The 26533-nt window shown below is 27.6% G+C and carries 23 protein-coding genes, 1 pseudogene and 1 other annotated feature (1 of these 25 running past the window's edge); of the genes and pseudogenes, 19 read left to right on the forward strand and 5 right to left on the reverse strand.

What is annotated here, in order from left to right; genetic code table 11:
- Window positions 1-152, forward strand: a binding site (T-box leader); it begins 79 nt to the left of the window's first position.
- A 122-nt stretch (window positions 153-274) separates the two neighbouring features.
- A complete protein-coding gene (locus tag GPX08_RS08685; protein ID WP_156626417.1) occupies window positions 275-1591 on the forward strand; it encodes a cation:dicarboxylase symporter family transporter in 1317 nt (438 codons plus the stop codon).
- 140 nt (window positions 1592-1731) lie between these two features.
- Here GPX08_RS08685 and GPX08_RS08690 read toward each other — a convergent pair whose 3' ends face one another.
- Window positions 1732-3390 carry an FAD-binding protein gene (locus GPX08_RS08690; protein WP_156626418.1) on the reverse strand — a complete coding sequence of 553 codons (1659 nt, stop codon included), beginning with the start codon at window positions 3388-3390 and terminating at the stop codon, window positions 1732-1734.
- 125 nt (window positions 3391-3515) lie between these two features.
- Entirely contained in the window at window positions 3516-4079 is a 564-nt protein-coding gene (gene ahpC, locus GPX08_RS08695; protein ID WP_156626419.1) for a peroxiredoxin, read from the reverse strand.
- A gap of 267 nt (window positions 4080-4346) precedes the next feature.
- On the opposite strand from ahpC, the gene GPX08_RS08700 reads away from it, so the two are divergent.
- Window positions 4347-4595 carry a TIGR04540 family protein gene (locus GPX08_RS08700; RefSeq protein ID WP_156626420.1) on the forward strand — a complete coding sequence of 83 codons (249 nt, stop codon included), beginning with the start codon at window positions 4347-4349 and terminating at the stop codon, window positions 4593-4595.
- A gap of 149 nt (window positions 4596-4744) precedes the next feature.
- Here GPX08_RS08700 and GPX08_RS08705 read toward each other — a convergent pair whose 3' ends face one another.
- Window positions 4745-5749: a glycosyltransferase gene (locus GPX08_RS08705; RefSeq protein ID WP_156626421.1), complete on the reverse strand. Its 1005-nt coding sequence runs from the start codon at window positions 5747-5749 to the stop codon at window positions 4745-4747.
- Window positions 5750-6472: 723 nt separating this feature from the next.
- On the opposite strand from GPX08_RS08705, the pseudogene GPX08_RS08710 reads away from it, so the two are divergent.
- Window positions 6473-7841 (forward strand): annotated as a pseudogene (locus GPX08_RS08710) (glycosyltransferase).
- Between the two features lie 449 nt (window positions 7842-8290).
- Here the strand turns inward: GPX08_RS08710 and GPX08_RS08715 are convergent.
- Window positions 8291-9640, reverse strand: a complete 1350-nt coding sequence (locus GPX08_RS08715) for an iron hydrogenase (RefSeq protein ID WP_156626422.1) — start codon at window positions 9638-9640, stop codon at window positions 8291-8293.
- 187 nt (window positions 9641-9827) lie between these two features.
- On the opposite strand from GPX08_RS08715, the gene GPX08_RS08720 reads away from it, so the two are divergent.
- Together GPX08_RS08720 and GPX08_RS08725 are read left to right on the forward strand one after the other, a co-directional pair.
- Complete coding sequence (locus tag GPX08_RS08720; RefSeq protein WP_156626423.1) at window positions 9828-10589, forward strand: DUF2087 domain-containing protein; 762 nt, start codon at window positions 9828-9830, stop codon at window positions 10587-10589.
- A complete protein-coding gene (locus tag GPX08_RS08725) occupies window positions 10589-11443 on the forward strand; it encodes a GNAT family N-acetyltransferase (protein ID WP_156626424.1) in 855 nt (284 codons plus the stop codon). The genes GPX08_RS08720 and GPX08_RS08725 overlap by 1 nt, the downstream gene beginning before the upstream one ends.
- A 206-nt stretch (window positions 11444-11649) precedes the next feature.
- On the opposite strand, the gene GPX08_RS08730 is transcribed toward GPX08_RS08725, so the two are convergent.
- The gene (locus GPX08_RS08730) at window positions 11650-12240 is read right to left on the reverse strand and encodes a manganese efflux pump MntP (protein ID WP_156626425.1); all 591 of its coding nucleotides are present in this window, start codon (window positions 12238-12240) and stop codon (window positions 11650-11652) included.
- A 328-nt stretch (window positions 12241-12568) separates the two neighbouring features.
- Here GPX08_RS08730 and GPX08_RS08735 point away from each other — a divergent pair, with 328 nt between their 5' ends.
- The 14 genes from GPX08_RS08735 to GPX08_RS08800 all read left to right on the forward strand — a co-directional run bounded on the left by GPX08_RS08735 (window position 12569) and on the right by GPX08_RS08800 (window position 26388).
- Window positions 12569-13477, forward strand: a complete 909-nt coding sequence (locus GPX08_RS08735) for an AEC family transporter (protein WP_156626426.1) — start codon at window positions 12569-12571, stop codon at window positions 13475-13477.
- A gap of 107 nt (window positions 13478-13584) precedes the next feature.
- Window positions 13585-13758, forward strand: a complete 174-nt coding sequence (locus GPX08_RS08740) for a (2Fe-2S)-binding protein (protein WP_156626427.1) — start codon at window positions 13585-13587, stop codon at window positions 13756-13758.
- A 310-nt stretch (window positions 13759-14068) separates the two neighbouring features.
- Window positions 14069-14686 (forward strand): superoxide dismutase, encoded by a 618-nt coding sequence (locus GPX08_RS08745; RefSeq protein WP_156626428.1) that lies wholly within the window; start codon window positions 14069-14071, stop codon window positions 14684-14686.
- A gap of 176 nt (window positions 14687-14862) precedes the next feature.
- A complete protein-coding gene (locus tag GPX08_RS08750; protein WP_156626429.1) occupies window positions 14863-16314 on the forward strand; it encodes a multicopper oxidase domain-containing protein in 1452 nt (483 codons plus the stop codon).
- Window positions 16315-16407: 93 nt separating this feature from the next.
- Window positions 16408-17025, forward strand: a complete 618-nt coding sequence (locus GPX08_RS08755; RefSeq protein WP_156626430.1) for a superoxide dismutase — start codon at window positions 16408-16410, stop codon at window positions 17023-17025.
- A 136-nt stretch (window positions 17026-17161) separates the two neighbouring features.
- Window positions 17162-18244: an alpha/beta hydrolase fold domain-containing protein gene (locus GPX08_RS08760; RefSeq protein ID WP_156626431.1), complete on the forward strand. Its 1083-nt coding sequence runs from the start codon at window positions 17162-17164 to the stop codon at window positions 18242-18244.
- A 318-nt stretch (window positions 18245-18562) separates the two neighbouring features.
- A complete protein-coding gene (locus GPX08_RS08765; RefSeq protein ID WP_156626432.1) occupies window positions 18563-19288 on the forward strand; it encodes a glycerophosphodiester phosphodiesterase in 726 nt (241 codons plus the stop codon).
- A 125-nt stretch (window positions 19289-19413) separates the two neighbouring features.
- The gene (locus GPX08_RS08770; protein WP_156626433.1) at window positions 19414-20331 is read left to right on the forward strand and encodes a DUF2935 domain-containing protein; all 918 of its coding nucleotides are present in this window, start codon (window positions 19414-19416) and stop codon (window positions 20329-20331) included.
- A gap of 250 nt (window positions 20332-20581) precedes the next feature.
- Complete coding sequence (locus GPX08_RS08775) at window positions 20582-21295, forward strand: response regulator (RefSeq protein ID WP_156626434.1); 714 nt, start codon at window positions 20582-20584, stop codon at window positions 21293-21295.
- Between the two features lie 202 nt (window positions 21296-21497).
- Window positions 21498-23762, forward strand: coding sequence for a peptide cleavage/export ABC transporter (locus GPX08_RS08780; RefSeq protein WP_156626435.1), 2265 nt, complete (start codon window positions 21498-21500; stop codon window positions 23760-23762).
- Window positions 23749-24246 (forward strand): hypothetical protein, encoded by a 498-nt coding sequence (locus GPX08_RS08785; RefSeq protein WP_156626436.1) that lies wholly within the window; start codon window positions 23749-23751, stop codon window positions 24244-24246. Before GPX08_RS08780 ends, GPX08_RS08785 begins: the two co-directional genes overlap by 14 nt.
- Entirely contained in the window at window positions 24233-25345 is a 1113-nt protein-coding gene (locus GPX08_RS08790; RefSeq protein WP_156626437.1) for an HlyD family efflux transporter periplasmic adaptor subunit, read from the forward strand. Before GPX08_RS08785 ends, GPX08_RS08790 begins: the two co-directional genes overlap by 14 nt.
- Before the next feature lie 133 nt (window positions 25346-25478).
- Window positions 25479-25859 carry a hypothetical protein gene (locus GPX08_RS08795; protein ID WP_156626438.1) on the forward strand — a complete coding sequence of 127 codons (381 nt, stop codon included), beginning with the start codon at window positions 25479-25481 and terminating at the stop codon, window positions 25857-25859.
- A gap of 118 nt (window positions 25860-25977) precedes the next feature.
- Window positions 25978-26388: a hypothetical protein gene (locus tag GPX08_RS08800; RefSeq protein ID WP_156626439.1), complete on the forward strand. Its 411-nt coding sequence runs from the start codon at window positions 25978-25980 to the stop codon at window positions 26386-26388.
- Window positions 26389-26533: the final 145 nt, after the last annotated feature.

The following is a 26533-nucleotide window of genomic DNA, read 5'->3' on the forward strand; positions in this document are numbered from 1 at the left end:
TTAATGAATTGCACCTCTGAGTTTAATCCCTGAATAAAGTAGGGGGTTATGGGTTCTCCCATTATAGAGATAAGGTATTTTTGTACCTAAGACGAGATGGATTTTATATCTAATCAGAGTGGAACCGTGGAAGTTAATCTTCTGCCTCTGTAATTACAGGGCAGGGGATTTTTTTATTTACTTAAAATCAAATAAAAGTTATTCACTAATTAATATACACTAATATGCTAAAGAATCAATATTTAAAGTAATAATTTATAATAGGAGGAATAATATGAATATAAATATTAGTATTAATTTAATTTTATCAGTACTTGTATCATTATTAGCATTTTACTTAATTTATTTAGTAAAATCTAAAACAAACAAGTTTTCATTTGCAACTTTAACAGCTTTAGTTTTAGGACTAGTTATAGGTGTATTTTTCAAAGATAGTGCTTCTTACTTAGAAGTAGTAGGTAAGGGATATATATCATTAATTAAAATGATTGTTGTACCATTAGTTATGGTATCAATAATAACAAGTATCGTTAGATTAAAAAATCTAGATACATTAAAAGCAATTGGCTTCAAAACCTTAGCTATATTACTTGGAACAACAGGTGTAGCAACAGCAATAGGTTTAGTTATAGGAAAAGTATTTAACCTTGGACAAGGATTAAGTTATGTAGGAGTTGAAGGATTTAAGGCAAGAGAGATACCAGCTTTTTCAAAAGTTATTTTAGATTTCTTACCTTCAAATCCAATAGCTTCAATAGTAAATAATCAAATAATTCCAGTAGTTATTTTCTCATTATTTGTAGCAATAGCTTTAGTTATAGAAGATAATAAGAATCCAGAAAAAGTTAAAGCTTTCAAGGATGTAATATTATCTGCTTATGAGTTAGTATTAGGTATAACAAGAATTGTATTAAAATTCATACCATATGGTGTATTCGCATTAATAGCAACTGCAGCAGCAAAAAATGGACTAGATACTTTAAAATCATTAATAGCCGTTATTTTAGCAGTTTATATAGCATGTTTATTACAAATATTACTAGTACACACACCATTAGTAGCACTTGTTGCTAAAAAGAATCCGCTTAAGTTCTTTAAGGATATCTTCCCAGCACAAGTTGTTGCATTTACTAGTCAAAGTAGTTATGGAACTTTACCTGTAACTATTAAAAGCTTAGTTGAAAATGCAAAGGTATCAGAAAATATAGCAAGCTTTGTAGCACCGCTTGGATCAACAATTGGAATGAATGCATGTGGTGGTTTATACCCAGCAATAGTAGCGGTATTTGTAGCAAATGTATTCAATGTAGATTTAACACTATATCACTATTTCATAATCATAATAACAACTATAATATCATCAATAGGAATTGCAGGGGTTCCAGGAGCAGCGACAATTTCAACAACAGTAGTACTTTCAACAGCAGGCTTACCTATAGAAGGTATGGCAATGGTAATGGCAGTAGACGCAGTAATAGATATGATGAGAACTTTAACTAATGTAACAGGATCAGCAGTAACAGCAGTAGTAGTAGATGAAACAGAAAAGAGAAAAATAGCTAAGGCTGAGAAGAAAATAGTAGAAGCATAGACAAGACAGGCTACCGAAAGGTAGCCTGTTTTCAATTAATATTAATAATAATAAATAAATAAATAAATAAATAAATAAATAAATAAATAAAAGAGGCTGCCATTTGACAACCTCTTTTAATAGTTATAATTAATATTAATTTATTTAATTAAGTTTAGAATATCTTGAAGCTTTTTACCACCAAAGTAAACTTTAGAGTCATCAACTATAATGGCTGGTACGCTCATTATTTTATGATTGCTCTTAAGTTCTGGGAAGTTTGATAAATCTAGCATTTCAGTTTCAATATTCGGGTTTTCAATAGCAATTCTTTGAGCAGCAACCACTACATCTGGGCATACGTGGCAAGAAAGAGATACTCCAACCTTAATATTAACTTTTCTATCGATTGATTTTATTTCATTTAGTATAGATTCTTCTATAGATTGACCAGGTCCAGCTACGTTATACATAGCTAATATAAATGAATTTAATTCATGACCACCTGGAACTCCATGGAATTTAACACCACTATATTCTCCATCTTTATTTAGTATGGAAACTACAGGGTATTTATCTGCATGAACTTTTTGTTCTACTTCTGGATTTTCACCCTTTTTGTATATAATTGCTTCAACTTTGTCGCTTAAGTCAGCAATATCTAGAACTAAATCTCTTAATTCTATAGACTTACCATTACTTTCATCAACAATTGAAACTAGTGAAATTTTATTTTCAAATTTAGCTAATACACCTTTTAATTGAGTTCTTAAAGTATCGTTTAAAAGAGCACTCTTACCAGGCTTTGAGCTTACCTTAGGAGCTTCTTCTTTTACTTGAACCTTTTCTTCAATTACTTCTTCTTCAACTATTCCAAGTCTTTCTTTTTCAGATGCTACATATCTTTCTGCATCAGTTGCAGCTATAGCTCCATCAGAAACAGCAGTAACCACTTGTCTTAACATCTTAGGTCTTAAGTCACCAGCTGCGTAAACACCTTTAATATTAGTTTGCATATTTTCGTCAGTTAGTATATAACCCCATCTATCCATTTCGATTTTACCTTTAAATACATCAGTTTGAGGTTGATATCCAACAAATACAAATATACCAAAAGTACCATCTTCCTTAGGTGGGAAGTATTCAGATCTTTCATTAGTAACATTATTAATTAATTTTACAGATCTTAAAACGTCATCGCCAACAGCTTCAACTACTTCAGTATTAAATCTTATTTCAATATTCTTATTAGCCTTTACTTTATCTCCAATTGATTTAGCACAAGTAAACTCAGGTTCTCTTGCTATAATAATAACCTTCTTTGCAAATCTTGTTAAGTAAATAGCTTCTTCAGCAGCTGCGAAACCTGCACCAATTACTAATATTTCTAAGTCTTTAAAGAATTCACCATCACAAGTAGAACAATAAGCAACACCTCTACCACCATATTCTATTTCTCCAGGGAATCCTAACTTTCTAGGTGAAGCTCCAGTAGCTATTATTACAGCTCTACCTTGGATATCACCTGAATTAGTTTTTATTGTCTTAATTTCTCCTTCGAGATCAACATCTATAACATCAGCTGTTTGGAAGTTAACTCCAAAATTTTCAGCTTGCATTCTCATTTGATTAGTTAAGTCTGGACCAGTAGTCTTAACAATTCCAGGATAGTTAACAACTTCAGCAGTACTAGCAATTTGACCACCTGTATGTTCTTTTTCTATTATTAAAGTCTTAAGTCTTGCTCTTCCAGCATATAACCCGGCAGATAAACCAGCAGGTCCACCACCAATTATAAGTAAATCATATATATTATTCATACAAAGCCTCCTATATCATAATCATTCCATTATTATCTAATAATTATTATCTGTTATTTATTAAAAAAATAGCGAGTTTCCTCGCTAATTTTTAGAAGGGGAGTAAATCCCCTATATGTTATCTATTAAAGTTTTCCTACTAAATCTAAGCTTGGTACTAAAGTATCAGCACCTGGAGTCCAGTTAGCTGGGCAAACTTCATCACCATGTTCTCTTACGAATTGAGCAGCTTGAACTTTTCTTAATAATTCTTCAGCATTTCTACCAATTCCGTTTTGGTGAACTTCATAAGCTTGAATTATACCATCTGGATCAACTATGAATGTTCCTCTTAAAGCAACGCCTTCTTCTTCGATAAGAACTTCAAACATTCTAGCTAACTTACCAGTAGGGTCTGCTAACATTGGATATTGAATCTTTCCAATTGTTTCAGTAGTATCAGCCCATGCTTTGTGAACAAAGTGAGTATCTTCTGATACTGAATATATTTCAGCGCCTATTTCCTTGAAACCAGCGTAGTGATCTGCTAAATCTCCTAATTCTGTTGGACAAACAAATGTAAAGTCTGCTGGATAGAAGAAGAATATTCCCCACTTTCCTACAACATCTTCATTTGATACTTCTACAAACTTTCCATTATGGTAAGCTTGAACCTTAAAGTCTTCTATTTTTTTTCCTATTAATGACATAAATTTTTCCTCCTTAAATTTTCTAATATTCTTTATGTATTAATAATAACTATTAATTAATAATTTGTCAACACTTTTTAGAAAACTAATTGATAAAAATTATCAATTAGTCATAATATCATATACTTGATATATTATTCCTTAAATGTGCTTTATAAATGCGAATAATAATTAAATAAAAATTAAGAATTTCAAATCAGGTTGTAAACTAGATATATTTGGTATAAAATATATTTAAAAGTAGATTTTTTAGGGAGGATAATATTCTTGAATAAGGGTGTAATTAGACTATATTATAAAAATCAAGAGGAGCTAAGCTATGCTTTGAGAAACTACATAGATAATTATTTTGAAGGAAATATTGAAGATGAAGATTTAGAAGAAAAGATCTTTTCAGTAATTCAAGCAAATAAAAATAAGTTTTACAAAGATGGCGAGATAGCTAAAAAACCAAAACAAATTCTAGGAAAAACCAGATTAAATGTTTTAGAACAAATCCTAGATAAAAAGAATTAGATAAAGGCATAGAGTAACAAAAGATTAAATAATATAGAAATTCATTCTATAGAACTAAAAAGTTCCACTAAGATTGAACTACTAACATTATAAATGATATATTTTAAAGGAAGAGTACAGACAGGCTCTTCCTTTTTTATATTAAATAATTAAACTGTATAATTAAGCTCACTATATTCTAGAAGCAAACTTATATTAAAACCCATAGATTCTAGAATAATATTATCAGATTGAATATAGTTTAAATTGAATCCAGTAATAATATTAGTATCTACTTTACTTAAATAGAGTTTCATATATTCTTTATATTTATCTAAATCATCTTGTAATTTGTAGCAGAAACTTAAAAGTAAAAATATTTCTCTAAAGTAGCCATACTCATTTTCTTTAAAAAATTCAATAGCTTTATTGTATTCCTTCATATTATAGTATGTTTTTATTATAAGTATATTTAAATAGGAATTAATATAAAAATTATTACTTAGGTTCATAGAAATAAGATAATTTTCTATAGCTGAATCAAATTTTTTTATAATGTAAAATTCATTTCCTAAGTTATAATAATATATAAAATCTTTTTCTTGCATCTCATAATTTTGATATATAGTTAAGTTTTTATTAAACCTATCTAATAGCTCGCCCTCATCTTCATTAAATGAAAAGTTATATATATAGTAGTCAGTATTCTTAATCTCATTTATGTGATCTTCTTTATTATATAGAACTTCGTCAATTCTGCCTTTGTAGTAAAAACCAGATTTATTTCTAATAATTCTTAAATAATAGCCTCCATCAAAATTAGTATTATTAATTATATTAATAATTTTAACCCTATAACCAATATAATGTGATTTGCTTAGTAGTTTTTTTAAATTATCGATTTGAGAAGAGTCCAATGCCTCATTAGAATTTATTGAAAGGATCCAATCCATTTTTGCAACTTCTAAAGCCTTGTTTCTAGCAGAACTATAATTATTATCCCAAGGAAATTTTATTACCTTAGCATTAAATTTTTCTGCAATCTTTGACGTATAGTCTACAAATCCAATATCTATTAAAATTATTTCATCTGCAATATCTTTTAAACTTTTTAAGCATCTAGTTAAATTAGATTCTTCATTATCACTAATAATACAAACACTTAAGGTATTCAAAATAAAACTTCCTCCAGTAAAAGTTGTACATTATAAAATATGATAAATATTTAAATATGCTAATAATAGAAAAGTTCATATTTTTATTAAATTCTACTTTAAGTTACTAATTTAAGGTGATTTTATTATTTTTAAGCATAATATGATAAGTAGTGATTAATTATTAAGGAGATTTTAATGAGAATATTAATTGGTAGTCCTATTAAGCAAAAAACTAATATTTTAGATGAGTTTTTACTTTCCTTAAAAGATCTTGAAAAAGGAGAAATAGAAGTTAAATATATATTTATTGATGATAATGATTTAAAGGAATCATCAGATAAGCTATTAGAATTTAGAAGAAGTGAAAATAATGTAGATATTTTTAAGCTTAATAATATTGATAATAAGTATATTTGTGATAATTATACTCATAGGTGGTCAAAGGATATAGTTAATAAGGTTATAGATTTTAAAAACTTTATTATTGAAGTTGCAAAAAAGGAAAATTTTGATTATTTATTTTTTGTAGATTCAGATTTAGTATTACATCCTAAAACTTTAAAAAGATTATTATCATTAAATAAAGATATAGCCTCAACAATATTTTGGACTAAATGGTATCCTAATTCATATGAAGAGCCACAAGTTTGGCTTAAAGATAATTATACTCTTTATGATAGTGATTATGGGGAGGAAATTACGAAGGATGAAGAGGAAAAAAGAAAAAGGTCTTTTATAGAAATGTTAAAAAAACCTGGAACATATGAAGTAGGTGGTCTTGGAGCATGTACATTAATTAGTAAAGTTGCTTTAGAAAAGGGGGTAAATTTTAATAGACTTTATAATGTCTCTTACGTAGGAGAAGATAGACATTTTTGCATAAGAGCAGCTGCTTTAGGAATAAAGTTATACGTAGATACCTATTACCCAGCTTATCATATTTACAGAGAAGGGGACTTAGTGGGAATAGAAAATTATAAGAACAATAATGTATGCGTAAATATTAAAATTGATAGTGAAAGTGCATTCATTATATTAAAAGTGGCACTAGAGGGAATAGGGGACTATAGCTATGATAAGCCTATAGAAGAGGAGTACTTAAGTTTTTTTTGGAGAAGATGTAAAAATTAAAATTATCAATGATAATAATGAAGAAACTATTATTAATGAAAGAATTAAAAATAATAGAAAGATATTAACTCATAAGATACAAGAAATAAATAATACAGGTGAAGTTAAAATAAAAGTTATTTATTCGGATACAGGTTATAGGAATGATTATAGTTACTATAAAGAATTTTTTAGTGACTTTATATTAAAATATGTAAATAATGAATATAAAATTATAAGCTGGGATAATAAGAAGGAACGAGATGCATTAGTAACACCTCTAATAAGGAAAGCGAAGATAAAAGATAATAAACTAACACTTTCTATGGTTGTTAAAAATGAAGAAAAAAGATTTTTAAAAGAAGTCTTAAAGTTGGCAAAAGAATATATAGATAATGCAGTAATTATAGATGATGGTAGTACAGATAATACTGTGAAGATAATAGAAGAGGTTCTTAAAGACATACCGTATATATTAATAAAAAATAATGAATCTAAATTTAATAATGAAGTTGAACTAAGAAAACAGCAATGGGAAGAAACGATTAAGACAAATCCTGATTGGATAGTATTTTTAGATGCTGATGAGATCTTTGAAGATAAGTTCAAGGATTATGTAAGATTATTAATAGAGAATATTGAAGTAGATGGATATTTATTTAGGCTTTATGATTTTTGGGATAAGGACCATTATAGAGAAGATAACTTATGGTATGCACATAATACCTATAGGTTATTTTTAATAAGATATCAAGAGAATTATAATTATTTATTTAAAGAAACAGCTCAACACTGTGGAAGAATGCCATATAATTGTATAAATTTATCGTATTTTATAACAACATTAAGACTAAAGCATTATGGTTGGTCTAGAGTCGAGGATAGAATTGAAAAATATAATAGATATATGAATCTAGATCCAAAAGGAGAGTTTGGAAGCTTAGAACAATATAAATCAATATTAGATGAAAATCCAAATTTAATCCATTGGATTGAATAACATGTAATGTTTCTTACTCAAGTCGCAAGCTCCAATTCGTCGAAACATTACATGTTATTCTTTAGTACTAAAGGAAGAAATTCAGGCGAGCTGAATTTCAGTGGGGTTGTATTGCTTGTTCAAGTTGAATTGCGACCATTCACCGCAATACAATATGTTATTCCTTGGTACTAAAGGAAGAAATTCAGGCGAGCTGAATTTCAGTGGGGTTGTATTGCTTGTTCAAGTTGAATTGCGACCATTCACCGCAATACAATATGTTATTCCTTGGTACTAAAGGAAGAAATTCAGGCGAGCTGAATTTCAATTGCGTAATGTTTCTTACTTAAGTCGCAAGTTTCAATTCGTCGAAACATTACTTGTTATTGTTATGGGATAAAGGAAAAAATTCAGCTCTCGCTGAATTTTATCCATAACTGTTAATTGTTAACTGTATAATGTTGATTGTTTTAGAAGTTTCTGTGGAAAATTTCTGTTTTAGTATGATCTTCAAAGTCTTTTAATGATGTAATGTTTAATTTTTCTAATACGCTATCCATAGTTGAGCTGTGGGTAGCTATTTTTATTGGCGAATCATAGGCTAAGTTATCTACAGATATTTTTCCTTGTTCTTTAGGAATAAGAGCTTTTGGCCCACCAACACAGCCACCAACACAGCCCATGCCTTCAATAAAGTTAGCTTCTATTTCACCAGTTAGAGCCTTATTTAATATATCTTTACATTCTCTTACACCTTCAGCTTTGATAGATTTAAATAGTTTGGCCTTATGTGGATATAACTCCTCAACAGCTTCCCCAACTGCAATAGAAACTCCACCAGTACGAGCATATAATCTACCACCTCTTGAAGCATAGTCTTTAGTTGGGATTCCTTCTAGTTCTTCAGGAGTTACATTAAAGGCTTTAAATATATTATCTAATTCTTGGAATGTTAATACAAAATCTATATCTTGAGCTAAATCTTTTTCTTTAGCTTCTGCTTTTTTTGCAATACAAGGACCAACAAAAACTACCTTAGCATCTGGATTTAGTTTTTTTATAACTCTACCTGTGCCTATCATAGGAGAAACAGAAGGTGATAAATCTGGTACTAATTCCTTATAGACCTTTTTCAGCATTCCAACCCACATAGGGCAACAGCAAGAAGTTATCATCAGATCTTTAGGAGAATTTACATGATTGTTAAACTCAACTGCTTCCTTAATAGTAATCATATCAGCTGCAAAGGCAACTTCAACCATATCACTAAAACCAATTTTTATAAATGCTGCCCTTAATTGATCTAAGGTTACGTTTTCACCAAACTGACCAATAATTGCGGGAGCAACAGCAGCAATAACTGTGTTATTATTTTTTACTAAATCTAAAATAGGCATGAAATCTACTTTATCTAAAATCTTTCCTTCTCTGCAGGAATCAACACATAATCCACAGCCTACACAAAGATCATAGTTAATATAAGTAGTCTTATTGTCACTATCATACATTATTGCATCAAAAGGACAACTTAGTTGACATTTATATTTTTCATCCCCATTCTTTTTACAACTAAGGCTGCAACTATCAAGTTTTTCTATTAATCTTTTGCTTACTGAATAATTAGTGATTGCTTTTTTCAAATTGTAAATATAATTATTGTCAAATTCTAGAGAGACTCCACATAGTGAAGATATAATTTTAAATGTTTCTTGAGGTGAGATTTCATGACAAACCATTATGTTTGAGAGAGTTTCTTCAAAATTTCCTTTGTAATAAGACTTTACTAAAGTGTCAAAAAGATCGTTGTACTTGTTATGCACTTTTTACACCACCCAATAAATTATTTCTTTTTTAGTAATACCCTATCCCATTAATTAATATTATACACTTTTAAAAAAATTAAACAATAAATAATATTATAAACAAAATTAAAAAATGTTTACTAATATATAGACTATAGTGAGGAAATGTTTTATTATATAATTAGAAAATATTGGAGGGGTAAAAATGGAAAGTGAATTATTTTGGAATGCATCTATTGAAGAGTTAGAAAAGGGGATTATAGAGAATGAAGAAGAAATAAAATGCTTAATATGTAATGAAACTTTTGAAAAAGGTAGGATTTATGAAATAGATGGTAACCTTTATGAAGCTATAAAGGCTGCTAAACTTCATATAGAAGATAGACATAAATCCATGCTAAATTATCTATTAAATATGAACTCAAATTATACAGGTATTTCACCTTCACAAAAATCAGTTATTGAACTTATCGCGTCTGGGCTTACAGATAAAGAAATTGCTAAGACTCTAGGTATTGCTAATTCTACTATAAGAAATTATAGATATAAGTTAAGGGAAAGAGAAAAACAGTCAAAATTATTTTTAGCTACCATGAATTTATTATCTAAAAGCACTAATAAGGAAATTAATATTGTAGGTGATGACGTAATATGTGATCCTCATAAAGGGGCTACTACATTAGATGAAAGATTCAATATAACTAAAGAAGAAAAAGTAAAAGTTTTAGAATCTTATTTTGATGAAAATTCTGCATTAAGAAGTTATCCATCTAAAGAAAAGAAGAAGATTATTATCCTAGAGGAAATAATCACTAATTTCAGTGCTGGCAAGAAGTATAGTGAAAAAGAAATAAATAGGGTGTTAAAAAGGATATTCGAAGATTATGTAACAATAAGAAGAGCGCTAATTCAATATGGATTCTTAGATAGGTCTACAGATTGTAGTGAATACTGGGTGCGAGAATAGTGATAAAGAGTTATTTAAATTTAGATGATAAAGAAAAGGAAAATGTACTAGAATTCATAAAAGAAAATAAGAATACCTATAAATCTTTTAAGGAATTTGAGGAAGAAGTAGAGGGGAAAATATGCAATTATGGAGAAGGCGTATTATTCTATTTAGATAACAACGGAGTAAAAGGTAAAATATCAGTGATACTAGAGTTGCTTAAAAAGATTGATACAGTTTATTTTAATAAGTTAATTTGTCCATATGATAATAAGGAAATCCTTAAGGAATTAATTAATGAGGCTAAAGCACTAGCTAATAAATATAATGCAAATAAGATTTTATTAGGCATAAGGGATGAAAATTTGCTTGAGCTATCTGAATCTATAGGTCTATTTAAAAGTTATTCTTCCTATAATATGATTTTAGAGAAAAAAGAGATTATTTATCCTACATTAAATAAAGTTGGACTATCATCTGATAATATTAAAGATTATATAGATATTTACAATAAATCATTTATGGATATGCCACATGGTACTTTTATAGACTTTGATGAAGCAAGAGAATATTTAGAAAATCAAAATACAGGAGAAGAGTATTTTATGGTTACTAATGATGATGGTGAGAATATAGGTTTTTTAAATATTTGGATTAATGATAATAAAGGCTTTTTTGATATAGGATTAATAGAAGAATATAGGGGAAGAGGTTATGGAAAGAGGCTTTTAGAAACTGCAATCAAATCTTTAATGGATAAAGATATAGAAGATGTATGTTTAACTGTTATTGAAAAAAATAAAATAGCATTTGAAATGTATAAGAAGAGAGGCTTCAGGATATATCACAAAATAAGTGACTGGATTGAATAACATCTTGTGTACTAAAGGAAAAAATTCAGCCTCGGCTGAATTTAGTAATATTGTGTTGTTTTCTCAAGTCGCTTCGCTCCAATTTGACAAAATACAATATGTTTTTAATAGATACAGGCAGGCAAAATTAAAAATTAAAAATTAAAAATGAAGAATTATTAATTTTTAATTCTTCATTCTTAATCTTTCATTATGTGATAGCATCTTTATGCTAGCCCTGATAAGTGTTCAATTAGTATTTTTGCTCCTATAAATATTAATATTATACCGCCTAATAATTCAGCATAATTTTGCATATACTGCCCAAGCTTTTTACCAAGGAACATAGCTAAAAAGCTTAATACAAAAGTAGTTATTCCTATGATTATTATTGAAGGAATGATACTTACACTTAAAAAAGCAAAGCTAACTCCTACCGCAAGAGCATCTATACTAGTTGCTATACCTAATATAGTTAGTTTCTTATAGCAGAACTCATCTCTTTCACATTCTGTAGGGATATCAGTGTCGCCACCTCTTATAATATCCCTAATAGATTCAACAAGCATTTTTCCACCTATAAGTCCTAGTAATATGAAAGCTATCCAGTGATCAAAAGATTTTATATAGCTTTCAAAATATGTACCAACCCACCAGCCTAATAATGGCATTAAGGCTTGAAAACCACCAAAGAATAAGGCAACTCTAAAAGAATATTTAAATTCATCTTCCTTTAAGCAAAGACCTTTAGCTAGAGAGACGGCAAAGGCATCCATTGACAAACCTAGTCCTGTCATAAAAATTGATAAGAATCCCATTTTATTAGTACTCCTTTTATTGTGAATTTATTTCAAACTTAGCGATAGCTAAGATTTAAGCTAATAAAAACAAAAAGAGACTTATGCGCAGAATAAACTACGCATAAGTCTCGCTATTTAATACTAAGCCAGAACAAAGTTCAATATGTTGACTTAGTAACTCCTACTAATCTAGAGCTAACTACTCCCTTATACAATCAATATTATAATAAATATAATATCAAAAGAAAATAAAAATTTCAATGGAAAATATATAGTAATATATTTTTATATATAAATTATATATAATGGTATTAAATATAATAATTAGAGAAATTTAGGAGAGGAAATGGTTGTATTAAATAAAATAATATCATTATTTTTAATTATATTAATAGGTGTCTATGGAGCAAAGAAAGGAATAATAAGCGAAGAAGTAAATAAGGGACTAAGAAAAATATTATTACAAATAACTCTACCTTTATTAGTTATAAATTCCTTTAGTTTCACTTTTAGTGAAGAAATAAAGGGAGATATAATTAAAGCATTTATTTATAGTACTGTATTTTTTATAGTAGGAGGAATAATTTCCTATATATTATTAAAGCCATTTAAAGGAGAAAAGAAAAAAATACTGCAATTTGCAAATGTATTTTCAAACTGTGGATTTATAGGATTTCCAATTATAAATAGTATTTATGGTGCTGAAGGAGTAGTTTACACATCTATATTTAATATGGTATTTACTATAGCTCTTTGGACTTATGGAGTTATACTCTTCACTGGATCTACATCTAAAGAAAATATAAAGAAGGTTTTAATTAATCCGGCTATTGTTGCAGTTTATATTGGAATTATAGTTATGATATTTAATATTAAATTGCCATTAGCTATTATTGATACAAGTAAGATAGTAGGAGAAATGACAGCACCTATTTCAATGATTATTGTTGGTAATATACTTTCTAAAGTAAGGATAAAAGATATTTTTAAAGAAAAAACTATATATTATGGTTCACTTATTAAGCTAATAATTATTCCATTAGTTTTGTTTACTATAACAAGATATATATTAAAAGATAATTCTATAGTTATGAATACCATAATAATAATCCAAGCTATGCCGGCTGCTGCTATGACTTCAATCTTTGCAGCTGATTTTAATAAGGAAAAAGAGTATTCAGCTATGGTGGTATTTGTAACTACCTTGTTATCAATAATAACTATACCGATTATTTCCAGAATATTAGGAGTATAAATAAGTGATAATATTTTTTTTAATAATAACTTTTATTATTTACAAAAATATTATATAATTTATTTGAATTTAAGATAATAAATTAAAAAATGTAAAGAGGTGTACTAATGGAATTAATTTGTCTTTGTAAAGGCGTAGAAAGAGATACTATAATTAATGCGATAAAAGATGGAGCAGATACTTTTGAAAAAGTAAGAGAAGCTACTGGAGCAGGCACAGGATTTTGTGGTGCTAGCAGATGTAGAGCTAGAATAGAAGCTTTAATCGAAGACAATAAATAAGATAAAAATAGGCTTTGGACTTATTCCAAAGCCTATTTTTATTTTCTCTAGTTAGAATTACGTAAAATTAAAAACTATCTATATAATATACTGCTTTATGGATAAGAAGAAGTTCAAATTTTTTTATTATTTAATATATTATAGGGGACTTAAGCTAAAGGAGCTCTTAAAATCAATATTAATGCATTAAATTTATAGAATAGTAAACATGTATACAATTAATAATTATTATTAAATGAAAATAATTATTAATTAGGTAGCTTTTTTGTTTTTTGTATGATATAATAAAGAAAAAAAGGGAGGGAACTTTATGTATAAAAGAATAGAATTACCATATGGTTTTAATTCACTAGAACCTTATATAGATGAAGCAACTATGAAAACACACTATGGAAAGCATCATCTAGCTTATGAGACTAATTTAAATAAAGCATTAGAAAATAATGAGGAATATACAAAAGGAAAAACATTAGAACAATTATTAAAGAACATTAATGAATTACCAGAAGGAATAAAAACAGCAGTTATTAATAATGGCGGAGGAGTTTCAAATCATAACTTGTATTTTTCAATACTTTCTCCAAATGCAAAGAAGGCTCCAGAAGGTAAATTATTAGAAGCTATTAATAAAACTTTTGGTAGTGTAGATAACTTAAAAGAAGAATTAAATAATGCATCTATATCAATTTTTGGTTCTGGATTTGCATTTTTAGTTAAAGATAAGGACGGAAACTTATCAATAGTTAAAAGACCAAATCAAAACTCACCAGCTATGGATGGTTTAGTACCAGTTATCGCTATTGATGTATGGGAACATGCATATTACTTAAATTATAAAAATTTAAGAGCTGATTATGTTAAGAATATATGGAATGTAATTGATTGGGGTAAGGTAGAGGAACTTTACGCAGAAGATTACAACATATAGAGAAAAAAATAAATATATTATAAAATAAAAAAAAGTGCATTATCAATGCACTTTTTTATTTAGTTTTAAAGTAAAACTATTAATTTATTTATAACTTTTTTATATCTTCATATTATCTATATATTTATGAAGTACAATAATTATCAAAGAATAATTATTATTTTGTGGAGGTAATTATGAAAAATAAGAAAATATATTTTATAGCAAGTGGGATTATAATTTTAATAGTTGCTATATATTTTATAATCTCAAAGGTAAATTTAAATAAAGATAAAGATATGGTCCATAATACTCATAACGATGAGAGAATTAGTGAAGGAAATGAGAAATCTTATAGTGAATTACCAATACCTAAGATTTTAGAAGATATGAATCCAGATCCTAATATTGCAGAGTTTACTTTAGAGCCGAAAGAGGGAAAGACTACATTCTTGGACAATAAGGAAACTGAAACTATGGGCTATAATGGAAGTTATCTTGGACCAGTAATAAGAGTTAAAAGAGGAGAAGAGGTAAAAGTTAATGTAAATAATCAGTTGAATGAACCTACAACATTACATTGGCATGGCTTAGAAGTAGATGGTGAAAATGATGGGGGGCCTCATCAAGGAATACAGCCAGGAACTACTTGGACTCCTAATTTTATTATAAAACAGCCAGCAGCTACTTTATGGTACCATCCTCACTTTATAGGAAGTACAGCAACACAAGTTTATAAAGGATTAGCAGGACTATTTTTTATTGAGGATGAGGTTTCAGGGAGCTTAAATATACCAAAAGAATATGGTGTTAATGACATACCTTTAGTAATTCAAGATAGAAGCTTTAATGAAGATGGAAGTTTTCTTTATGAAACAAATATGATGGATGGAGCTATTGGAGATACTATCCTAGCAAATGGAGCAATATATCCAACTTTAAAAGTAGGTACTGAAAAGGTAAGATTAAGAATAATTAATGGTGCTAATGCAAGTAATTTTGATTTAAGGTTAAGTAATAATGATGAGTTTCACCAAATAGCTTCTGATGGAGGATTTTTAGAAAAGCCAGTAAAGAAAGATTCAACATTTTTATCACCAGGAGAAAGATCAGAAATTATAATTGATTTTTCAAGCTATAAGGTGGGGGATGAAATTGAGTTATTATCTGGAAATGATAAAATAATAAAAATAGTAGTTGATAAGAAGGTAGAAGACACAACAGAAGTTCCAGGTACCTTAACAAAGATTAATGGATTTTTGGAAAAGGAAGCTGTTATTGAAAGAGAGTTTAAGCTTGAAGGTATGGGGAGAATGGTATCAATAAATGGAGAAAAGTTTGATATGAAGGAAATAAATGAATTTGGCAACTATGGAGATACGGAAATTTGGACAATTACAAATCCAGCTACCATGATGCATTCAATGGGACATCCATTCCATATACATGGTACACAATTCCAAGTTCTATCAAGAAATGGAGAAAAACCTTCAGAGGAAGAAAGAGGATTTAAGGATACTGTCTTTATAGATTCAGATGAAGAAGTTAAGTTATTAGTTAAGTTTAATGAGACAGGAACCTATATGTATCATTGCCATATACTTGAGCATGAAGAAGAAGGGATGATGGGGCAGATAGAAATAGAATAAACTTAATGAAAGTATACTATCTTAAAAGTAAAGAATAAATAATTAATATATGGCAAAAATATAAATAACATTGTATTAGTGAAAGGAGAAAATATGTATAACAAAATTGAATTACCATTTGAATATAATGCTTTAGAACCATATATTGATGAAGAGACAGTAAAGACTCATTATGGAAAGCATCTGCAAACTTACGAGACTAATTTAAATAAGGCTTTAGAAGGATATGAAGAATATACTAAGGGGAAAACCTTAGATCAACTTATTAAGAATCTTGCTGACTTACCAGAAGAAATAAGAACAGCAGTTGTAAATAATGGAGGGGGAGTATCTAACCATAATCTATACTTCTCTATATTATCTCCAAATCCTAAGAAAGCTCCTGATGGAAAGTTATTAGAAGAAATTAATAAAACCTTTGGAAGCTTAGAAAAGTTAAAAGATGAATTAACTAATGCTGCTATTACTCAATTTGGTTCAGGATATGCTTTTTTAGTAAAAGATAAAGATAGCGAATTATCAATAGTAAAAAGAGTTAATCAAAATTCACCAGTAATGGATGATTTAATACCTATTTTAACTATAGATGTATGGGAACATTCTTATTATTTAAAGTATAAGAACTTAAGGGCAGATTATGTTAAAAACATTTGGAATGTTATAGATTGGAGTAAAGTCCAAGGCTTATATGAAGATTGCCATAACATTTAATTAAAATATAGTGAATTCTTTCTTATGAAAGTATTCACTATATTTTTGCTTAAATAAATTTTGATATTAATATTGACGATAGCAATTACAAGAATTATATTTTAATTAAAATGACTCTTTAAGGGGATGAATTACTATGGATAAAATAATAAGAGATAATAAGTATTTTAGTGATTTAAAGTTTATATCAAAAAATAAGAATATAGAAGTTATTAATGGGTTAGAAGTTGAAATTAAGGATTTTCCTAATAAATTAAAGGAAAGCGAATTATATCCTAGAGTTTTTATAGAAAGAAATAAACCTAAAAATATAATATCCTTGAAGGATGGATATACATATAAAGGTATTCCAGTAGAAGAAATGAGACTTTCCATGGGATATAAAAATTTAGATATTTCAAATGGGATAGAATCTATAGATAAAGTAATAAATACGGGAAAATATACAGTTCCTATTAAAATTTATAGACCTAAAAGTGATAAAAGTAAAATGAAATGTATGGTATTTATTCATGGGGGTGGATTCTATGGAGGGGATATAAATGTAGTTGAAAATCCTTGTAAAGCAATAGCTGATAAAGGCAATATTACTGTAATATCTATAGATTATAGTCTTTCACCAGAAAATAAATATCCAATAGCTATTAATGAATGTTTCGAAGTATTAAAATATATTTATGATAATAGCAGTGAATTTAATATAAATAAAGATAAAATCTTTATTTCAGGAGATAGTGCAGGTGGAAATTTAGCATTAGTATGTGCAATTAGAGATTCAATAGAAAATCTAAACATAGTTAAACAAGTAAGTTTATTATACCCTTTAGTAAGTTTAGATGATTTTCCGTGGAGCATAGAGAATTATAATATAAGGAAAGAAGATATATATTCAAAAAGAGCAGCTGAAAGCTTAGGAAAAGTGATGGATATAGTTAGAAAGTTATATTTAAATGCAGAAGAAGAACAGGAAAACTATGAAGTATCTCCATTATTATTTAATGAGAATTATAATATAGAAAATATTTTAGTTATTAGTGCAGAATTTGATTATTTAAGACTGCAAATAGAGGACTTTGTAAAGAAAATAGGTAAAGAGAAGAATAATGTTAGATATATATTATATAAAGGGATGGATCATGCTTTTTTAGACAAGCTTGGAGTGTATCCACAAGCAGAAGATTGTATAGATGAAATAGTAAAAGAAATTAATAAATTATAAAAAAAGAGGGGGCTGTCGCACAAACTGCCCAAATTAAGAATTAAAAATGAAGAATTATTGATGTAATTCTTACAGAATTACTAAAATTAATCTCTTTTTAAAACTCCTTCGGGAGTTTTTTCATTAATTTTTAACTATTCATTCTTAATTTTTCATTGTGCGACAGCACCTTAAAATCTATAATAATTAAAATTAGTTTCTTTTTATAATTTTAAAGGATTATTTTTATAAAATTATGATATTTATTTTTTTACAAATTAATTGAATTACTTATAGTATAATTAGGTTAATAAATTTATTAACGAGGAGAAGATATCAATGATTAATTTTGCTCATAGAGGAGCTAGCTCAGATTATCCTGAAAATACTATTCTTGCATTAAGAGAAGGGATAATGTCTGGAGCTAAGGGGTTAGAAATAGATGTCCACAAAAGTAAGGACAATAAGTTAGTAGTAATTCATGATGAGGATATAGAGAGAACTTTTTTAGGAAAAGGATTAGTAAAGGACTATACTTTAGAAGAATTAAAATCCTTTAGAAATAGAAAAAAGTTATTTAGAGACAATGAAGAATGTCATATTCCAACTTTAGAAGAGGTATTAGATTTAGTTAAAGATAAGGATATAGAACTTAATATAGAATTGAAAACAGATGTTATTCATTATGAAAATATAGAGGAAGATGTTGTAAACTTAATTAATAAATATGCAATAGAAGATAAAATTATATTATCTAGCTTTAATCATGATTCCTTAAAGAAGGTTAAGAAAATAAGCAATATAAGAATTGGAGTTTTATATGAAAACCCTATAGAGAATATAATTGGTTATGCTAAAAATTTAGGGGCTTATGCTATTCATCCAGATTTAAGATTAGTTTCTGAGGAGTTAATAAAAGAAGCTCATAAAAATAATATAAAGGTAAATATTTTTACTGTAAATAATCCTATTTTTATGAGGATGCTTATAGTCAATAAGGTGGATGGTGCTTTTACAGATTATCCAGAATTATTGAAAGAGATTTTAGAGGAGAGTTTATTATAGAAAGTATAGTCATAAATATAGAAAGATTAGAATAAGGTGTAATATTTAAATTAAATAAGCTTTGATTAAGAATATAGAGATAAGATTTTTAATATAATATAATAGAAATTTTATGGAGGAAAGCTATGATAAGCCGTAAAAGATATATTTCATTATCTTTAGAACTACACCTATTTTTTGCACGAATAATGAAAGAACATTCTTTGTTTTTGGAAGCAGGATTTACACCTAAAAACACTAAACTTTCTAAGGAAGCAGATAATTATAAGGTACAATTTGAAAAGATATTATTAGAAGCTGTTAAATTAAGTGAAGGTAATATTAGAAGGCGAGTATTGGAATCAGGTGAAATAGTTACAGATCATACTTTAAGTACTGAAAGGAAGACGGAGTATTATACAGGTATAGAAATAAACTCAAAAATCACTGTTTTGGAATCAATGTTAGATTGCAAGCGTGAGATGGAGTTCGATTCTAAGATGATTAGCCCTATAAAGAAGCTTAATAACAAAGCTATAAAATTGCTAGATGGGCTTATAGATTTAAAGACTAGAATTTTAAATGAAGTATTATCCTGTAAGCTATTTACTGGGAATTATCCATTACTTATTGAACATATTATACGTGAAGCTAAGTTATATCGTTCATATGTATATGATATAGAAAATAATGAGGATATTGATGAGAAAAACATTAAAGAACAGGAACTATTTTGGAATCAAATTATGATGGAACATGCTTTATTCATTAGAGGATTATTAGATCCTAGTGAAGAGCAATTAATAGATACTTCAGATAAGTTTGCAAAAGAATATAAAGAGTTAATTGAAAAAGCAAAGAGTATGACGGATGCTACACTTTCAAATGTTACTAATGATACATTAACTGAAACTATTAAGTTAAGAGATTTTAAGAAGGCAGGAACAGAAGGCATAGAGGAATGTAAAATAAAATCTATAATTCTACCACTTCTAGCTGACCATGTATTAAGAGAAGCCAATCATTATGTTAGGATATTAAAAGAATATAAAGAGGGAAAATAGATTTCCAAGTTAAGATTATAAAAGGCTATTACAGAATAACGCTGTAATAGCCTTTTAATAATTTACCTTTAATATGTATTTAAGTATTAAAGGCAAAATACAATTACTTTGATTTGTTTTAGTGCTAAGGAATAAAAGGAAATTCAAATAAGAGTAATGGATAAATTAAAAAGTAAAAATATGGGGTAATATGTATTTACAAGAAAAAGTATATTTAATATAATCATATTATGGGGAAAGGAGAGGTTTTATGAATATCTTAATCTTAGAGGATGATGAATATCAGAGAATGTACTTAAGTAAAATAATTAAAGATAAATTTATAGATGTAAGAGTTTATGAAGCTGGAACAGAAGATGAGGCAAGAAGTCTTATTAATGGAGAAAAAATAATAGATTTATTTTTCTTAGATATTAATTTAGAAGTTGGGTCAGGATTAAACTTTGCTAAAAATGTAAGAGGAATCGAAAAATACGAAGTAAGTCCAATAATTTTTATAAGTGGACAAATGTCATATATAACACAAGCCTTAAAGGAAGCAAATTGCTTTGATTATTTATCTAAACCATATTCAGAAGATGACATAATAAAAGTAATAGAAAAGTTTTTAAGACATATAGAGAGGGTAGAAGATAATAGTTATATATTTTTTAAAGATACAGAAGGAAATCAAAAGAGAATTTATTATAAAGATATAATATTCCTAGAATACTTTTTAAAGAAATGCACTATACACACTAAAATAGGAGAAATAAATGTAAGGTCTTCTAATTTAGATAATATAATTAATAAAATTAATTATAAAAATATATTAAGGACTCATAAGTCATTTGCTATAAACCTAGATCATATTAAGGAAATAAAAAAGGTTAATTCAAAGCTATGGGAAGTTAGCTTTTATAATTATTATAAAAAAGCTGATTTAAGTTATAGTTATAAAAGTAATATACCAATATTTAAATAACTAAGTTAAGGAGTTAGAATTTTAAGAAATTCTAGCTCTTATTTTTTTGTTTACTAAAGTCTTATTATGGAAAAATAATGATCTTAAATACATAAAAAGCAGAAGGAAATGAAAATAGAGATGAAAAAAGGAAGATAAAGACTTATTTTAAGTAATTCATAAAATTTCCAGTAAAATAGATCTAGGGGATGGAGGGAGATAAATGAGAAAGAATTACTTAGTTAAACAACACGATATTACAGATTGTGCAGCTGCATGTTTAGCAACAATATGCATGTATTATAAAAAAGAAATCACTATAACAAAGTTAAGAGATATTCTTGGAACAGATATTAAAGGGACAACATTACTAGGTTTAGAAGATGGAGCAAAAAAGTTAGGCTTTGATACAAAAGCAATAAGGGTTGATAAAGAAGGCTTTAAAGAAAAATATACATTACCAGCTATTGCCCATGTTATTACTAAAGAAGGGCTAAGTCACTTTGTAATAATACATAAAATTAAAGATGGAGAAGTAGTAATATTAGATCCAGCAAAGGGGAAAGAAAAGAAAAGTATAGATGAATTTTTTAAGACTTTTGATGGAGTTTTATTACTATTAATACCTAATAATGAATTTAATCCAGGAAAAATAAAAGGACAAGGGATTTTATCTAAGTTTATACAACTACTTTTACCTCAAAAATCACTTTTTATATATAGTATAGTTGCATCAGCAATCCTTACAATACTAGGTATAGCCTCTGCCTTTTTTAATAAAATACTTATGGATGAAATACTTCCATATAATTTAAAGAATCAGTTAAATATTTTTGTTATTGGCTTCTTACTTTTAGCAATAACTCAAGTAGGACTAGGAGCTATAAGGCAACATATTTTACTTTATTTATCTCAAAAAATAGATATTCCATTATTGCTTGGATATTTTAAACATGTATATAAACTGCCTATGAAGTTCTTTGCTTCAAGAAAGGTAGGGGATATACTTACTAGGTTTAGTGATGCTTTTACTATAAAGAATATTTTAACTTCAGTATCATTATCATTAATTATGGATATTGTACTAGCTGTTGTATCAGCTTCAATATTATATATTATGAATCAAAAATTATTTATAGTTATTTTAGCTTTAACAATAGTAAGTGCTGCCTTAATTTATATATTTAAAGCACCATATAAGAAAATTAATTTAGAGCAAATGGAAGCAGGAGCAAGGCTTAATAGTCATATTATTGAAAGTTTAAAGGGAATAGAAACTATAAAGGTTCATGCAGCAGAAGAAAAAAGCATTGAAAAGCTAGAAGGAGAATATATAAGGAATTTAAAAATAGCCTTTAAAGAAGGAGTTTTATCAAATATTCAAGGTTCAATATCAGGAGCAGTATCTAGTGTAGGAAACCTAGTTCTTATGTATATAGGAGCTAGGATGATTATGAATGGCGAAATTACCTTAGGAAGTCTTATGGCATTTTCAACATTAGCAGGATACTTTATGGATCCAATAGGAAGACTTATAGGACTTCAATTAAGTATTCAAGAAGCAAGTATATCGTTAAAAAGAATTTCAGAAATATATGAAGTAGAAAAAGAGCAGGAAGAAGATAAAGACCTTGAAAGAATTAAAATAGATAAGGTAGATGGAGATATAGAATTAAAGAATATAACCTTTAGATATGGAAGTAGGGCACCAGTATTAAATAATATTAGTATAACAATACCTAAGGGTAAGAAGGTAGCTTTAGTAGGAGAATCGGGAAGTGGAAAAACAACTATATCTAAACTTTTATTAAAATACTATACTCCTGAAAAAGGAAAAATAAATATTAATGGATATAACCTAGAGGAATTAGATTTATATAATTTAAGAGAAAATATTTCATATGTTCCTCAAAATGTAGAGCTATTTTCAGGGTCTATTAAAGAAAATATAACACTAGGTAAAGCTAATGCAAGTTATGAAGAAATAAAATCAGCTTGTGAAAATTCAGGTTGTAAGGAATTTATAGAAAAATTACCAGGTAAGTATGGAACCTTCTTAGAAGAAGCAGGTGGAGGACTTTCTGGTGGTGAAAAGCAAAGAATAGCCTTAGCTAGAGCTTTAATTAAGAAACCAAGCTTTTTAATATTAGATGAGGCAACTAGTAATTTAGATTTTATTAGTGAGGCAAAAATCTTCGATACATTATTTAAAAAAGGTGAAAATATTACCATGCTTATGATAGCTCATAGATTATCTACTATAAGAAATTGCGACATAATTTACGTTATGGATAAAGGGAGAGTAGTTGAAGAAGGAAGTCATGAAAGTTTATTAGAAAAAAAGGGATATTACTATAAGCTTTATATAAGTCAAGTTGGTTCAATAGAAGAAAAGGAATTAATATATAAAGAAGATTTATCAAATAAAGATATTAAAGAAGAAAAAGAAAATATTATAGAAGAAGGTGAAGAGTATGAATACAATTGAAAAAATAGCTATAAGAGAAAATAAAACTTTAAAACTTAATAATGTATTACGTAGAAATGTAAGTGAAAATGAACTAATAGATATAGATAAGATTAGTTATATGATGGAAAGTTATATAAAATCAAAGGGGAATTCTACTCTTGGCCCTATGATAAATTACTCAGCAGTGGAAGTAGATGAAAGTGGAAATCCTAAGATGATAATAAAGCTAATAGTTCAATTGAAAAATCCAATTCATAGTGTAGAAAATCCTTATGAATTTAAATCACAATTAAAAATAACAAACTGTCTATTTGCTAGATTTACAGAAAAAGAAGAAAATTTACAGTTTGCCTATCAAAAGCTAGGGATACATGCTTTTGAAAATGACATTAAGTTAAAGGGTGATTCTTATACTGTATTTGTAAAACAAGAAGAAGATAATATTGTAGCTGATGTGTTTATGGAATGCTTGAAAGGTGGAGATTTACTTGAAAGTATATAACTTAAGTGAAATTACTGATAGCAAGATACTTTATGATAAGAAACCACCAGCTTTTATGAATTACATTATTCTAATAGTTACAGCATTAATTATAGCATCCTTAATTTGGGCAAATAAGTCTGTTAAAACATATATGGTAAAGGGACAAGGACTAGTAGTCTCAGAAAATAAATCTCATATTATGACTAAGGGATCAGGAGAAATAAAAGATGTTTTTATAAGTGAAGGTATTGAGGTAAAAGAAGGAGATGTACTATTTACAACAAATGGACTTGAATCAGAACTGCAATTAGAGCAAATAAATGCTCAAATAGATATTTTTAGTAGAAGGATAGAACTGTTAAGTTTGGCAGAAGAAAATGCAACTAATGGAACTAATTATTTTGATAGGTATAGTGAGGAAGAAAGTGAATTTTATAATAAATTATCTGCAGCTTATATAGCTAGAAAAGAATTTAATGTAGATAAAGAATCCTTAAAAAAACAAGGTTACGATGACAAGCAAATAGAAGAATTTGCAAAGAGTCAAAAAAATAAAGCTGATGAGCATTATTATAAGACAATTAATGAATTTACAAATGAAAAAAATCAATATGAAGTTGAATTATCTAAGTTAGTAGCACAAAAAGAAGCTTTAGATAAAGGAAAAGAGCAATTTGAAGTTCTAGCGCAAAAGAGTGGGGTAATACATTTAAATACTCCATTGACATCAGGTATGGTACTTCAAGGAGGAACCTTAATAGGGACTATAACAAGTAAGACAGAAGAATTAATAGTAGAAACTATGCTGCCTTCAAGTGATAGACCTAGAATACATCTTGGAGATGAAGTAGCTTTAGCTGTAGGAGGATTACTACAATCTGAATATGGAACTATACCAGGAAAAGTAATAAGCATAGATGAAGATGCAACAATAGATAATGAAAAAGGAAATGTATTTTTTAAAGTTAAGGTCAAACCAAATAAAACTTATTTAGAAGACTCTAAGGGAGAAAAGGTTAACTTAACTTTAGGAATGGTAACTGAAACTAGAGTTAAGTATGAAAAAATTACTTATATGAAATATATTTTAGAACTAATAGGAATTAAATTTAACTAATTAATTTGCATTAGAAGAAGTTTAAATAAAGTAAATTTAATATATAAAGCGCGCAAATTAATTATTTATATGTTAAATATTTACAAAATTTTAAAGTTCTTTTAAAATAAATATATAAATGGAGGAGAATAAAATGAGCGCATTTGTTTTAAACAGAGAGTTTGCTTTACAATTACCAAATAGCTATGTAGAAATTGATAGAGATGAGATGGAGTATGTTGATGGTGGAGCGACAAGATATTATAATCTTACAGGAATATTTCATGCAATAGTTGGGGTAGCAACTGGAGCAGGAGCAGTATATAGTGCAGTAAAAACTTTATATACAGTGACAGCATTAGCAGCTAAAACTGCCCTTAAGGCTTGTGTTGGAGGAATACTTGGATACTTAAGTTTAGTATATTACGCATCTCAAATAGCACTTGCTTGCACATATCTGAATAGATATGGAACCTATGCACTTGAGTCATTTGGAATAGGTAGCTATGACATAGCTGCATATGTTGTTAGATAGAAGTTGAACTATAATTAATCAATATTATTAGATTTATATACAGGAAGTTAATTTTGAAGTTAATATGTGAAAAAATTATTTCATTGATAAAATGATTTAATAGTAGGAGGAATATCGTATGAATCTTTTATCAGGAACGATAGTTTTGGTTAATTGCTTTTTATCAGTAAAGTATTTACATGATATAACATATGTTAGAGGAATTATTATAGATAAAGATGAAAAAGTAGATAAGAAAAAAATAATAATCACTAGTATAGTAGCTTTTATATGTAGTTTTATAATTACTATATTTGGATATATACAAAATTGTATTTTCCTTAAAATGGAAGATAGGATTTTAGGAGTGAAACAATTTCTAATATTTATAATAATCATGGCAATTATAAATCTATTTACTAGTGAAAAAAATATTTATCATTTAAAGAAAAAATTTAAATATGAAAAATATTTAATACAGACACGACTTATTATTTTAATTTCTATATTAGCTACTCTAATAAATACTTTTTTGATATATATAATATAATTAAATTATATTATAGAAATTAAAAGATGTAAAATGAAGTATAGTTTTTTAGAAGTTAATACGATTAGTACAATTCATATGTTTAAATGATAAATTGACTTATTTATTAAAGTTAGGTGTTTAAAGGGCAAAATTTAATATCTAT

The sequence above is a fragment of the Clostridium tertium genome (assembly GCF_902652255.1).
In the GTDB taxonomy this organism is placed as follows: domain Bacteria; phylum Bacillota; class Clostridia; order Clostridiales; family Clostridiaceae; genus Clostridium; species Clostridium tertium_A.